Here is a 14,680-nt window from a genome sequence, read left to right on the forward strand (position 1 = left end):
CTTTCTCTTTTGATCGGATATCAATATGACGCTTTCTTCCGCTTTTCCACCCGTGTTTATTCCGCAGGGTGATTGCCAGTTATCGATATTGTTTAGTGAGCTGGAGCGTATCGATCTGCTATTACAGTACTATTATTATCTCCATTCACCTCGTCACGAGGTTTTTAACACGTTTCTGCTTTGCGAAGAGGAAGTTGAGGCACGCATCCAACACCCCGTCGGCAGACCTCACTGGGCCGATATCACACAGCCGGTATACCGGGCGGGAAACGGGCATCCATTGTTAGCGGAAGGTTTAACTGACCTGATTAATCGTTTCGAGCTCACCGACTTTGAACGAGACACATTGTTATTGGGATTGCTGCCCCATTTTGACAGCCGCTATTGTGACCTGTTTTCCTGGATCCAGGGGGGCACGCAAAGTCAACTACCCAGTTTTTCATTGGCCCTAACGCTATTTTGCCCTTCAGACTGGGAGGGGAGGGAACAGCAAGCCAGTTTTCTGAATCAGGCGCCGTTAATACGTTGTCAGCTATTAACAATTGAGGAGAACAAAAAAAATCTGGTATGGAATCAAACCCGCTTTATGACCGATAGCAGTGTGTACCATTTTTTACTCGGGCATCATTATTTGGCGCCAGCGTTAGCATCGTGGGCTGAATGGTCCTCCCCTCCAGCGTTGCCCGTTTATCCTGCCGACCTGAAACACGCGTTGGCCGGCGTGTTACTGACTGACGATATTGAGCCGCGCCCCGTGGTGTTGCTGCGCGGCATGCCGGGGAGCGCCAGAGCTCATGCTGTGTCGAGCATTTTTGCCTCTGAAAACCGGCAGACGCTACAGGTTGATATCGATAAGTGCACCGAGAGTGATGACGATGCTCTGTTACTGCATTTAACCTGTCTGATGCGCGAAGCCCGTATGCGCGGAGCGGGCATGGTGATCCGCAACCTGCAGGCACGGATGGAAAAAAGTGCTTCACTGCCGGAGAGGTTATCTGAGCAACTGAACCAGCCGGGATTAAGGATAGTGTGCCTGGTCGAACCCTATGCCCCGCCTTTATGGCTGAAAAAGACGCCCACATTGCAGACAGAGATGCCGGTGTTGACACACGAGGAAAAAACACACCTACTCAGGGATTACCTGCCTGAATGTCGTGCGGCGGATATGGACTTAATCAGTCTAAGCCAGCGCTACACCTTTACCCCGGAAAGTCTGCCGCTTATTGTACAAGAGGCCGAACTGTATCGACAGCAACGCGACCCGGCGGATGTTCTGCAACAGTGTGATATTCGCCTGGCGTTCAATTTACGCACCCAGCAGAATTTTGGCTCGTTAGCGCAACGTATTACGCCGAGGCGGACATTAAACGACTTGTTGGTGTCAGAGAACCTCTTGCAACAACTCCAGGAGATGTTGACGGCCATTCGCTATCGGGAGAAAATCCTGTCTGGGGGTTTTAAGGATAAGGTGGGCTATGGCGTCGGGATTAGCGCGCTGTTCTACGGCGACTCGGGAACCGGGAAAACTATGGCGGCGGAAGTGCTAGCCCATACCCTGGAGGTTGATTTAATCAAGGTTGACCTCTCCACGGTGATCAATAAATACATTGGTGAAACCGAGAAAAACCTCTCCCGTATCTTTAATCTGGCAGAGCAAGACGCCGGTATCTTGTTCTTTGATGAGGCCGATGCCTTATTTGGTAAGCGCAGTGAAACCAAGGATGCCCATGACCGGCATGCCAATATTGAGGTGTCTTATCTGTTACAGCGGCTAGAGAGTTTTCCTGGGTTGGTTATTTTATCCACCAATAACCGCAGTCATCTCGACAGCGCATTTAATCGACGCTTTACCTTTATCACCAGATTTGGTTACCCGGATGAAACGTTGCGGTATAAGATGTGGCTAAAAATATGGCCGAAAAATATCAAAATCTCACCGGACGTTGATTTTGAAAAATTAGCGAAGCGTGCAAGTATTACTGGTGCCAACATCAGGAATATTGCTCTATTAGCCTCCTTCTTTGCCGAAGAAAGTGATAATCGGGAGGTTAATCACAGTCATATCGACGCAGCATTAACCCGCGAGCTTGCCAAAACAGGGCGGCTGGCTATTTAATCCGCCGAATAAGTATCCCATGTCAATAACGCATCATGGACAGTAATGACGTACTATTAATTCATAGGAACAAGCATGTCTAATTATCAAACTCTGGTCGACGTGAATAACGCGATGAATAAGATGCTGCGCGCCTACGTGAATGAGGACGTGGCAATCCGCTTTGATTTACCGGATGTGGATGCCACGCAGTCCGACGCCGCGATAAGCGTGTTCCTTTATGATATCCACGAAGACTTGCAACTGCGTACTGCTGAATCCCGCGGATTTAATGCCGGCGCGGGTCGGTTCTCACACGGTTGGGTCAACGTGAAGTGCAACTACCTAATTACCTATTGGGAATCAAACAGCCCCGCCATGGATGCCAACAACCCGGACAGTCAGCCTGACAACCAGGCCATAAAGGTCATGTCCCAGGTTCTGACGGCGTTGATTAACAACCGCCAGCTAGCCGATATTCCTGGAGCCTATACGCAGGTCATACCGCCCAAAGAAAACCTGAACAGCCTGGGTAACTTCTGGCAATCGCTGGGTAATCGTCCGCGTCTTTCGCTCAACTATTGTGTCACCGTACCGATTAGTTTGAGTGATAATTACGAGGATGTGAGCCCGGTGAAATCCTTGTCTACCATAGTTGAACCAAAAGCGCCTGTTTCTCCACAGGCCATTTCCGACGTATTGCGGGAGCAAGTAATGGTGGCGCTGGGCGGTGATTATGATGCCCGTCTTGCGGTGACGCACGTTAATCTGGATGTCTCGCCGGTTGCCGTTTCAAAAGGGAGTGCGGCTGAAATCAGGGTGGCGCTGCGGGTTTCCGGTATGACACGGACAGATTATCTTGCTCCGATGAACGCTGTTTTTGACGAATGGGAAAAAGATGAGGCTGCAGTGGTCACGCCCGATAGCTACCGTATTTATATAAACACAGTTGATAGAACCGAACTGACGGGAATGTAAAAGGCTGTGACGAGTTAACAGTAGCAAGTCAGCAAAAGTTGCGCTGCTGCTTTTTCATATTTGGCTTTCAGGTGGCTGCGGACAGTATTGCGCGAAATACCGAGTTCCCTGGCGATGGCCCAGATACTCATTCCCCGCTTGTGCATAATACCATTCACTTAAGATGTTTTGAGTGAACGGGATACTGGGTTTTTGAGATTCGAACGGTCCTCTTTTTGGGCCGTTTTCTCTTTTCTGGCAGGATAAATTGCTTCACATTCTCCCGCATTTTCTTCAGCTTCATCGGGAGCGTCCCTGGTTTTCCCAGTGAACACCAGATGAGTTCATCCTGGATCAGTCTCATCGCCATCACGAAGCTTATCCGCAGCGGCGGTACTTTTGCTTCCCGTGCTATCTGACTCATCTCCATTCTGATCAGATTATAGGCCGTCAACAGACCCCAGATTTCCTGGTAAATACCGCTCACTTTCTGGCTGCGCAGCAACGTCGCTGTACTCAACTGGAACTGTTTCAGCTCCCCGTAGCCATTTTCTATGCTCCACCGCTCCTGATACACATAACGCAGCGAGTCTACCGGATACAGCTCCGGCTCGGTCAAAGAGCTGATAAAACCTTTGTAATTGCCTGATTCATCTCCACATTCTATTAGCCGGGCCTGCCAGTATTCAGGCAGCGAGCAGTCCTGTTTTCGGGCCTGCGGTGAGACCTGCATCTCCACCAGATGGTCTCCTTCTCCGAACGTTTCCACTACACGGTACTTCGTGTTTCCCTTCAGGGGAACCAACCAGTGCGCATCGTTCTGTCTGCGTTGCCAGTTAATCAGTAACTCTGCGGATAAATAGCAGCGGTCAAACAGCGTCAGGCTTTTCGCCTGCGGCGATAACTGCTTCGCGTAACTGATTTCGCCGGTATTTGCCGGACCGAATTTCACGTCATGGATCAACCGGCTGCGCAGTGACATCATGGCGCACAGCCTGACCATCGGGTATTCAGTGTGTCTGTCCGGACGATGCTTTATGTACTCAAAATGGTCTGCTAGTTCGGGCGTATCGGGTGTGCGAAAAAGCGTGCCATCAACGGCGAACAGCCGCAGTCCGTGCCAGAGGTCATCCTTATCTTCCTGTTGAGTCCAGTGGCTGGCCGTCAGGGTGAAGAGCTCCTGAAGCGATTCATCGCTCAACCGCTGGCGTGCCTGGGCAAAGGAACTGGCAGCGAGTGTCTCACCTTCCTGCGAACTCAGGACGAGGTCGAGTTTTGTCACAACGTCCGTGATGGAGCGGTTGCGGTACAGGCCCATACCCACAATCAGCCAGACCACGAGTTCTGCAGGGAGTTTATGTTTACGTATACTGGCTTTATTCGTGGAATCAAGAACCTGAGAAATCCACTCAAGGGGGATGGCACGCTGAAAACAGGAAAGTGAAGCGGGTTCAGCCCAGGTCTGGGTATCGTCAAGCCAGGTTGAAAGCATAAAAAAGCCCCATCAGAGAATTGATGAGGCTATTGTCGTCTATCCACCGGATCGTTCAACCGATCATTTTGCTTAACCGATCGGTGTTACGCTTGTGCAGGTCTTTAATTTCCATACGAATTTCAAAAGTGATCATAAGCTCCTCTGTATTCAGAGGAGCAGATTAACCCCTGGATCAATTTTCAACCGATGGGGTGGATCAGTTTTGCACCGTTGGTAACATTTGATGTTGCGGTGATCCTGCTCAACTAGGTTGTTCAGGTGTTTACTTTGCCTGACGGTAATTGTTTTATCATCGGGTTTATCGGCGTTGAGCGTGTCCAGCGCCGCGGCGTTGGCACCACTTTTATCGATAGCGCCATGATGACGAATAGCCTTGCGAAAGAAGCGTAATGCGGCGGCAACGTCCCGTTTGGCGGTCAGCAGAAAGTCGATAGTTTGACCTGCGGCATCCACTGCGCGATACAGATATTTCCACCGGCCTCTTATTTTGATATATGTCTCGTCTATTCGCCCCTGCCGACCTACCATGCGCTTGTATCGACGAAAGGTCTTATCCAGTAATAGCACCAGGCGGATGACTCTGCGGTGAAGCCTGGAATGACGCGCACCATTATCTCTTCTATATTGCGCAGATTTAGGGCATAAGCCAGATACCAAAGGACACACTGAGTATAATATTAACAGGATAATGCAGGCGACAGAAGGCATTTCGGATCAAAGAAGTGGGCAGGTAGTATCACAAAAAACATGTTACCTAAAAACGCCTTAATGCGACATAACCTATAAAAGAGGGTGATGGTGTAACAGTTAAAATTAAAAATTATTTTGAAGTGAGATTCCTTTCTCTCGCTCCTATTGAAGACATCAAAAGTCAAATGAAATTTGATAAATTGGATCCTGGATTTAATATTGTTATAAATAATTGCGAGGAAGTCAGTGAAGTTTAATGTCATATTTACTTTTTAATTATCGTGCCAAACAATAAATTATTCATAATTAATCGTGGGGGGGGGGGGGGTAAAACTAATCTAACCATCGGCATAACTGGATTTAAGTGATGGCTTAATAAAATACATGAAAGCGCTATGATTACTTATAATAACCATGCCAATGATTGTTTTGTTAATGTAATCTATCAGCCAGTCCTGGGTGTTAATTTTAAGGAAAGGAAAGCTGATTTGAGTTTTATTATTAATACAACAATAAATCCTGTTTTTAAGTGGGAGATACACATGAGCAAAATTTCTGGCAGGAATCTACAGTATAACTGCACATGCACTTTTCAGCGAGGAACGTAATGTTTTGGTTGGTGAGGTGAGAATATCACCTCCGATCAGGTGGTCAGTATCAGAGTGCCACTACAATATACCCAGTTGACGCCCCCAGCAGCTGTGGTGGTTTATTGTTTAAATCGTTTTCTTACATAGAATTTACTTGCCATCTCTGCATATCGACCTTTTTCTGGAGATTCATCATGTGTTATGAATATCAGAACAAAAAAGCCCCGTTAGCCAGTCAGGAAGAAGATTTCGAAGAAATAAATGACGACGATACGGGCATGAATTATGAACCATTCTTTTTCACACAAGCCAGTGGCAGTGGGGTAGAACCTAATCTGAATGGGCTACAGCAGAGATTACTGACAGGGTACAAAGCAGATAAATTTGTTGAACTCCAGGAGTTTCGCAAACATGGCTATAACATAGACGAGTTGCGGGTGGATAAGGTGCTGCTGGAAGACTTTATCGAAGAACTCAAGGGGATACCTGAGTTTAGTGACTGGTCTATCACCAGCACGGCCAATGCTCTGATGGGTATGATAGAGAACGTTGAGAAAATGGATGTTAAGGCCCTGAATGGAGAACAGAAGAAGGTAATGCGTCGGACTATCGACCTGTCGCGTCAGGCAACGGATGTCGTCATGATGGCTGCGCTGCACCTGCCACTGGGATACGCTCTGTTGGCTGCGTGGGAGGATCGCGTTGCCTTGAGGGACGACGCGCCAACAGAGGAGGATATTGCTGAGGTGACGGCCAACCTGAAAGCAACAAGGGGGGCGATTAAACAGGCCCGGCTTGCGGCCTTGGAGCTTGATCTCCGGATACCTGATAAAGAAATGCCCTGGCCTACCTTCAAGGAGGATGTATATCGTTTGTACACACGTCTGAACCTACTGGGTGAGGGTAAAGTGAAAATGGTTAAAAAGAAGCTGACACCGGATAAGTCGTTCACGGAAAAGGTGCAGACCATTCCCCCTCGTGCGGTAGATATGGCGAAGGCCGTCGGTTCTGGTACGGTGAAAGGACTTAAAAAACTTCCAACCAATAAGCAAGAGTGGCAGGGAACGATACGCCAGGTGGGTAAACTGTCAAAGCGGGCCGGAACATCATTATGGAATAAAGGGAAGACGGTGCGCCCATCCTTGAATAGCCTGACGGCAAGAATGGGTTGGGCAGTGAAAAATACGAAAAGCCAGACATTGTACGGCACCCAGGAAAAATTTCTGCAGGCGTCTGATGAGGCGGCCGAGTTCCGTGAATCACTGAAGCTGCTGGTCGAGCAGATACATTTCGCCATGTCTGCGTATCTGAAACATGCTCAGGCGCTGGCGGCCACATCACAGGAAGAGGTGGAACAGAGAGTGGCGCTACGCCAGCAGAGACAAGCAGCGATTGATAGGGTGGAGTTGTTGGAGAGAATGCTTGAGGAAAAGGAAGCCAGTGTCCTCAAGGAGATGTATTCGGGACAGGCAGAGAAAATTGTGCCATTTTTAGAAGGGATGAAAAAAGAAATGGACGTTTTCTGGCAGGCTGCGGCCCAGTTGGATAGCCTATTGGAAAACCTGCTTTCACCAATGCCCGAAGAGGAAGAGCCGATCTTCCCGGAAAATAAACACGGGGAATTGATTGAGGCGCTGGGTAAAGTTACGAACGCTCAGAATCGGCTGAAACAAAGGGTAATGAAGGCCACCCTGAAACCTTTTGATGAGTTTTCAGTCGACTGGCGCATTGCACGAGATATTGGGCGCTATTTTTACGCTCGGCGAGAAGTGCTGCTGGAGAACAATACACCGGCATCCATGGCTCAGTTTGACGCGGCCGTTGAGGAAGTCATCTGGACACAGGTAGCGGGTGATTTTCGTAAAACGCGTTCTCCACGGGGTAAACAGATGGCGGTTAGGGCAACCTGGGCGTATCGCGAGGCGATAGCCGGGACGTTACAGCGCAGTAAAACCGTGCAAGAAATCGTCGATGAGCAGGATAATGTGGACACCCAACTGATTAAACTCGGGCAAAAGAGCCTGGTTGGGCGGACCGTTTTTGCTGGCGTTAGCGGGAATGTCGGTCGACTGTTTGTGACCAAGCCGCGCAATGTACTGCTCCCGAACCTGGGGGTCGTGAAGGTGCTGCTCAGCCCTATATCTTTCTGGAACGATTACCGCAAACTGTCGCGGGCGGTGGAGCCGGGGGATGCTTTCTCGTGGGGCAGCTATCGGAAAATGGCGCAGCGAAATGCATTCAGGCAGGCGTTCAGGATGTTGAAATTTGCGTTACCGAGAGTGGCAACAACAGGCATTTCAGGGGTGTTGGCCCTTTGGGCACTGTATCGGGCAGGGATTGGGGATACGTTTAAAAAAGCGCTGACGGAGGGAATAACGGTTATGCCGATAGCTGGGGGGCTGGGGGGGGCGAATAAGCTGGCGGGGGCTGCTTTGGGGAGAGAGTCTAATAAAAGCGACATAGTAATGGCTTCTGATAACGGTGAGATAGTGCAGGAAGGTGTAGGCAAAAATAATATTGCGGATTTCAGCGGCATGGATGCGCATACTACGCAGTATGATAGTGATGAAAATAAACCAAAAAACAGGGGAAAACGGTTTGCTAATCTAGCTAATAAAAGGAAAGGTGAACTAGAAAGATTACGAAAAATAGCCAACAGGCGGAATAATTCTCAACGAAGCAATAGTTCTCTGTCTTCTAATGTAACCCCTCCGTCTCGTTATGTTACATTAGATAAAAAAACTTCTGATGAACCGTACATAAACCTTTCAGAGTCAGAAAAGAAAATCACTTATCTGCATGCCGTAAATGACACATTGAATAAAATAGGAAGTGATAATTCAATCCCCCTACATGCTCGTCAAAATGCGCATAAAGCAAAAATTGGGATGCCAGTTGTTACCCCGGTTGATATAGATGGATTCAAATTGGCTAATACTTTCTTTATACCTGACACCCTTGGTTCTAAGAAAGGGCTTCTTGTTAATTTGAATGCTGAAAAAAAATCTTACATCTATATTGATAAACCCGGTGATATCCCTATGAGCCTGGCTTCTAATTTTAACAATAATAATATAAAAGTGTTTGCTGGCCTAGGTGTGGGCTTTGAATCTACTTATCTAGATGGGAGTGGGATATTATGGGAAGCAACAAAAAGTACAGGTAAAAATTTCAAGGATAAATTCAATAAAGTAAACAACAAATCAATGAATATTTACGATCTTTCAGAGAATCTTGCTGATAGTGCCAAAGAAAAATATGTTAATCAACCCAACATTAATCACAACAAGTATGTTGTGGAAAAAGCAATCTCCGGCTCTAAATTACCAACACCAGACATCAGTGCTTCTCCAACATCTTATTCAATGAGGTATAAATGGGCGTCGCTGAGGGTTTCCCAATACCTGAGATCTGTTGCAAATCCGTTTTCAACATTGGGAGGACAAGTGCAGCTAGTGGTGAGCAGCATAAATAATAATTCTATACAAGACACAGATGAGAAAATAAAAAAGGCGGAATATATCGGGTCTTGGGTTGATTCCACAGTGGGAACGTTCGTTTCTTTCAGCCCCGCCGGTATTGTCCTCAATGTAGGGCAATCCGTAGCTGGGATTACAGCTGATTTGGTAGAAAACAAAACTCCAGACCCATTAGATACGGCAGGTTTGGTTATGAGTTGCTTTCCCGGTGGCAAAATTGCAGCTCGTGTCGGAAAATTTAGCAAGGTTGGGGAAAAAGGAGTGAAATACTTCTTGCGAATTGGAGAAAAAACACTTGATCTGGCTGAACTGGGCAGAAGCATTAAGACAGCCGTAGACACGGGTGAACCACTTGCTATTTACCAAGCATTTTTGGCTAGTGGTATGAGCCTTAAAGATGCATATGATACGACAAAGAATATGTCATCCGAGCTAAAGCTCGGGGAAATGGCATCGCTGGAGAAGCTTGAGGCTATCCACAATAATACCCCAGAATCTTCTCTAAGTTCAACAATGCAAGCGCGCACATTCAGAGTGGGTTCTACAGAAATTGGTGACGGGATGAATATGGAATTGCGAACACATGGTAATATTGAGGGGGCGAGCGTGAGTGAGCCTATTATTGAAACATCTGCTCATCATGATTTAACTGCGGATGAACGAGATTTATCTAAAAATACATTAGAAAAAATAAGGGGATATACTGGTTCTGAGTTTAATGAATATATAAAAAAACCGAATGAAAATTGTGCAAATGCTGCGGTAAAAATGTCTGAAGCATTGAGACATCTTGATTATACAGACGTCAAGGTAGTAGAGCTTGGCATTTGGATTTACGCTGCAAGAGATGGTGCGCCTACTAATCATTATGTCGTTATGGCGAAAAAAGATGGTATAGATATTGTTGTTGATTTGACAGCTGGCCAATTTTCAAAATATGGTTTAAATGGCCCCATTGTTACTACAAAAAATGACTGGACTTATCAATGGCAGCAAGCAATGGCAGATTACCCTAGGGTTTTGGTTAAAATATCACCACTCAATGGAGGTGTTAGCACCTCTCCTTTTAGTTCAAACTCCCCCTACATTGATGCCAAGAAAACCGTACCTGGTGGAGTACTACTACAATCAACAGATTGGTACAAAAAGCCTCATCTGGCTCCTGTTTCTGAACATGTACAACCCTCTTCAGCTTCAACAAGCAGCATAGCTCGCGAAGGGAATGCCCATCAACCTCATACCAATTCAATACAGATAGGTGATATGAGTAAGGTGAACTTAATCTTTCGACGTCCTTCAAACACTGAAACGACGGAACCGGTTACAGAGGAACAACAACCTGCCCCAAAACCAGTACAGTATTCCTACAGAACTCAAGCGGGACAGTCTTATTATGATGTAATGAGGAATTATAAGGACCAAAACTGTTACGCAGATACGCAAAAATTCTACTTGCTAAATAAACATAATATTCCTAAAAACATGACAGATGCTGAAAATCAGCCCCTTCCCGAAGGGACCATATTCGAAATTCCGCCCTTACTGCCCCAGCCGAAAACTGCCGAAGATGACTATGAATGACGATATCTTTGGTCATTCAAGTCCCAGCCGGGTTACCAGTTGCAGCATTACTGGGGGAAATCGACGCGGAAGTGGCCGGTGAGCGCGGCGAAATCAACTTTGCCGTGAACACTCTGGGCTACTCACGTCGCCTCCACGTCTTTGCGGTGCCGAGCCAGGACGCGGAGCACACATATGAGTCTCTGGTGCGGGCCTTGCGCTACTTCGGTGGCGGAGTGAAAACCGTTCTGGTCGATTGATCTTACCCAGCAATAGTGGACACGCGACTAAGTGAGTAAACTCCGAAGCCTGCAAACTGGCCCGGATCTCTGATTTATCCTGGCACCGATATTGGGAAGGGATCAGATCTCTCTGCTGATAACCTGAAGGAGCTGTTGGCAGAATGGCAGCATTACTACAACTGGGAACGTCCTCATAGCGCTCACAACGGTAAAACTCCAATGGAGCGCTACTTTGAACTTGCTGAGAAAACGCCATACTCCGATGCCGTTCACGAAAACTATCAGCCCATGAAGAGCATATACAGGAACAGAATTACAAGCTTGAACTTGAGCTGAGAAAATTGAAACGATGTCTATGAATCACACATTTTAAAAAAGGAAAAGATGTTGTGATTGTGTAATCACATTAATAATTGCACCTTTTTTATATTGAGACAAGATATCACATGTCGAATATAAACCTAAACGTTCTTACTGCCGTTTTCTATTGGTTTACGCCAAAATGCGATGAAATTTTTTCGGTTTGTGCTTCCTGTTTTACCCCATCAATTAAAATGGTTGATGGTTAGAAGCCCCCCCTTACAACGTTAGAGATCGCCCTAACGTAAAGGTGTTGCACCATTGTTTTTTGTATTCCCATCTGGGATTATCCATCCCCAAAGAAAAGGCCATCCTGATATTGGCGTTCTGACAAAGATCTCTTGCTCGCTGAATGTTCATATACATGAGAATGCTGCCGACGCTCAGGTCCGCATAAGCCGGATCGTACCCGCCATTAATGCAATCGAAGAAAACCCATTCTCTGCACTCCGCTTTAAACACCAAATCGTACGCACAAGGCTGCCCATTCATCATCAAAACATGTCCAAACACCATATGCCGAAGCGCACCAAAAACGGCGGACAAGGCCTCCTTTGAAAAACAAGGTAATGACTCCCCCCAGCGTTGTGTGAACAATGTTCGGTAAATATCACAAAGTTCATCATTAGAAAAAGCCTCCACAGACCGACACTCCCCACCTGCCTGAATAAATTTTTGATATGCTTGACGCCGTTTTTTATGCGTCGAATGAGAAAACTCGTGCTTTACCACACAAGTTTTCCTCTTTAACCCCTTCCAGTAAATGCAATTATAAAAATCCCCATCATGATAGGGAGAAAGCTGTTTGGTTCGAAATGGCAGTACAATTCTTCCTCCATTCTTTTTGTAAGGAATAATGATGTCATCAAAAACAAAAGGGTATGGCGTACTGTCGACATAAAGGTGCTTACCTGAGGCATACGTCGCGCATATGATCTCCTCCTTTTTTGTGTACACATGAAATTCCATAGTTACACCCCTCTCACGGAGAAAGTGAATGACATCAGGATGTGAGCACACGCTTCCCCCAAATCTGGAATACACCTCTTTATAAGTATTGAAATCCGACGACTTCCAACCGCTGGTACTCTTCGTCATAATGTCCTGCTGTCATGGGAAGAAAAAAAGGTTCATCGCGTATTAGCGTGAACCAAAAAAGGTATTGTAACATTAGTGTAACGTCAGTCAGTGAAGATTACGTTTTTTGATAAACGGCATCCCCTGATGCTGTCGTTGCCAGAGTAGGCGGCTTCAGACAACTCACCCTTTACTCATGGCCACGCACGTGCTTATAGGGACAGACGGTTCACTGCACCGCCGCTAAAATTCGTTTGGGATCAGTCCGCCACAAAAACCTGTGGAGTCTGAAAGAATTATTACGCTTTGCCGTCGTCTATCTGCTGCGGGACAACTACACCCGCATCAATCCCGGCGCCCTGCCGGGCCTGGGCCATATCCGTAACGAGGATCGGTGGCACCGCTACCTGCATGCCCAGTACCGCCGCGCCTGGAAAGTGCACTTCGCCAAAAAGACCCGTGGCGCCTGGCGCAGCGTGAAATACCTCGGCCGTTATCTGAAGCGCCCGCCAGTGGCGGCTTCCCAGCTCCGGCATTATCGCGGCGGCGCCGTGGTCCATCAGTATTACGTTCACCGAACGCAGCAGCACAAACGCCAGAAGATCAGCCAGGAGGAGATGTTGCAGCGTTACGTCAGCCATATCCCGTCCCGGCATTTTAAGATGGTGCGCTATTACGGTTTTTTGGCCAATCGCAAACGGGGCGCGCTGCTGCCGAAGGTCTACGACGCGCTGGAGATGATGGTACGGGAAAAACCGAAACGGCCCGGGTTCGCGGTGCTGATGAAGGGCTTCCTGGGCACAGATCCGTACCAGTGCATCCTCTGCAAAGGCCGGCTGCGTTTTACCGGCGCCGTAGCGGGGGAGCACGCCACAAAAATGCTCTCTGACAGGCTGCAGCGGATGGCGAAAAAACGATGGCTTCAGACCCCGTTGCTGGATAAGTGCGCCTGAAAAACAGGCTTTAGATTAAAAACCAATCAAAATAGGTATTTTCATACTTAAACCATTGCGATGTCGCACCATCAGAGGATGCAGCGCGCTGCCGTTTATGGTTAGTCACTCTCAAAAAAAGGGATCCAGATTCCTAACCATGGACAGCGCCTATTTCTTTTTTAATAACGCCCAATACAATTCCGTGTTATTTTTTACCATGAGTTTTTTCATTGCATTTCGCTTGTGCGTACTAATGGTTTGCGTGCTGCGATGACTTAATCGCCCAATATCCGTGATCGTTCGCCCACGAAGCCACTCACTCAAAACAAAACTTTCCGCGTGACTAAGACTAATGTGGCGTTGGTCGAACTTCGGCGGAAGCAGTGGTAAAGGTTGCGTCTTTTTGTCACCGACAATTCCATGATGTAAATGTTTTTTCATGGTGTCGCATTGAACACTTCGCTGAATAAAGGTCATGCAGCCGCAACTGGTCCATACCTCATCGCTAAAGATGACAAATCGCCCACCTATTTGACCTTTCCTTTTTTGAGCATCGCGAAAAATCTGCGTTTCATCAGCAAAATAAATATCGATGATGAGCGCATCATCCCCGGACTCACACTCGCACAACGCCTCAAGGCAGTCATACGTCGTGCGTACATTGACCCCCATTGAACTGAGTATCGCTTTTAATCCAACAACCCCAAAAGGTGAATCCCCAATAATCGAAACACACAACTGTCGCTGTGTTTCCATGGCATCCTCTTTTCCATCATGACATGGCGTGACATGTCGAACCTGACCGTTCACTGAGCTCATCACGGCAACCATTAAAGAGACGAAATATATCCAACGATAGAAAATACAACCCACCAAAACAGGACGCAGAACGCGACCATACACAGCCACACGCGCCTTCTGCTGCACCACCGCTCATTCTCAAAACATGTTTTTTCTTTCACGATACGCTCCAGCCATCAGGTACACTGAACTCAGACACTTTTCAATGCTATCTGATAGAGCTGTAACGCCGAATAAACACAGCCAGTTTAAATTGATCTCTGATCTCTTCCCTTTGTTCAGTACCGGCGTAAAGTAGAGTTTTCGGCCTTTCTTCTCCTGAAAAAAGAGGTCATCTGACATGAAAAAGACACGTTATACCGAAGAACAGATCGCATTTGCCCTGAAACAGGCGGAAAC

Annotated in this window: 6 protein-coding genes and 5 pseudogenes; 6 read left to right on the forward strand and 5 right to left on the reverse strand. The window is 47.2% G+C overall.

The window, feature by feature from the left end:
• Positions 1–25: 25 nt before the first annotated feature.
• Positions 26–2,116 carry an ATP-binding protein gene (locus ACCC84_RS22805; protein WP_371902382.1) on the forward strand — a complete coding sequence of 697 codons (2,091 nt, stop codon included), beginning with the start codon at positions 26–28 and terminating at the stop codon, positions 2,114–2,116.
• Between the two features lie 75 nt (positions 2,117–2,191).
• Positions 2,192–3,073: a Pvc16 family protein gene (locus tag ACCC84_RS22810; protein ID WP_371902383.1), complete on the forward strand. Its 882-nt coding sequence runs from the start codon at positions 2,192–2,194 to the stop codon at positions 3,071–3,073.
• Positions 3,074–3,123: 50 nt separating this feature from the next.
• Here the strand turns inward: ACCC84_RS22810 and ACCC84_RS22815 are convergent.
• The 3 genes and pseudogenes from ACCC84_RS22815 to ACCC84_RS22825 all read right to left on the reverse strand — a co-directional run.
• Positions 3,124–3,219: pseudogene (locus ACCC84_RS22815) on the reverse strand (helix-turn-helix domain-containing protein); the annotation flags it as partial.
• Between the two features lie 8 nt (positions 3,220–3,227).
• On the reverse strand, positions 3,228–4,544 hold the full coding sequence (locus tag ACCC84_RS22820; RefSeq protein ID WP_371902384.1) for an IS4 family transposase: 1,317 nt from the start codon (positions 4,542–4,544) through the stop codon (positions 3,228–3,230).
• A 222-nt stretch (positions 4,545–4,766) separates the two neighbouring features.
• Positions 4,767–5,277, reverse strand: a pseudogene (locus ACCC84_RS22825) (IS6 family transposase); the annotation flags it as partial.
• Between the two features lie 744 nt (positions 5,278–6,021).
• Here ACCC84_RS22825 and ACCC84_RS22830 point away from each other — a divergent pair.
• The 3 genes and pseudogenes from ACCC84_RS22830 to ACCC84_RS22840 form a co-directional block, all read left to right on the forward strand.
• Positions 6,022–10,887 (forward strand): hypothetical protein, encoded by a 4,866-nt coding sequence (locus ACCC84_RS22830; RefSeq protein WP_371902385.1) that lies wholly within the window; start codon positions 6,022–6,024, stop codon positions 10,885–10,887.
• A 15-nt stretch (positions 10,888–10,902) separates the two neighbouring features.
• Positions 10,903–11,123: pseudogene (locus ACCC84_RS22835) on the forward strand (IS21 family transposase); the annotation flags it as partial.
• A 108-nt stretch (positions 11,124–11,231) separates the two neighbouring features.
• A pseudogene (locus ACCC84_RS22840) lies at positions 11,232–11,467 on the forward strand (integrase core domain-containing protein); the annotation flags it as partial.
• A 220-nt stretch (positions 11,468–11,687) separates the two neighbouring features.
• Here the strand turns inward: ACCC84_RS22840 and ACCC84_RS22845 are convergent.
• Entirely contained in the window at positions 11,688–12,566 is an 879-nt protein-coding gene (locus ACCC84_RS22845; RefSeq protein ID WP_371902386.1) for a GNAT family N-acetyltransferase, read from the reverse strand.
• A gap of 281 nt (positions 12,567–12,847) precedes the next feature.
• Between ACCC84_RS22845 and ACCC84_RS22850 the strand changes: the two are divergent.
• A pseudogene (locus ACCC84_RS22850) lies at positions 12,848–13,498 on the forward strand (transposase); the annotation flags it as partial.
• 150 nt (positions 13,499–13,648) lie between these two features.
• On the opposite strand, the gene ACCC84_RS22855 reads toward ACCC84_RS22850, so the two are convergent.
• Positions 13,649–14,407: a helix-turn-helix transcriptional regulator gene (locus ACCC84_RS22855; protein WP_371902388.1), complete on the reverse strand. Its 759-nt coding sequence runs from the start codon at positions 14,405–14,407 to the stop codon at positions 13,649–13,651.
• Positions 14,408–14,680: the final 273 nt, after the last annotated feature.

Origin of the sequence: Serratia odorifera (assembly GCF_041448735.1) — a bacterium.
GTDB lineage: Bacteria > Pseudomonadota > Gammaproteobacteria > Enterobacterales > Enterobacteriaceae > Serratia_F > Serratia_F odorifera.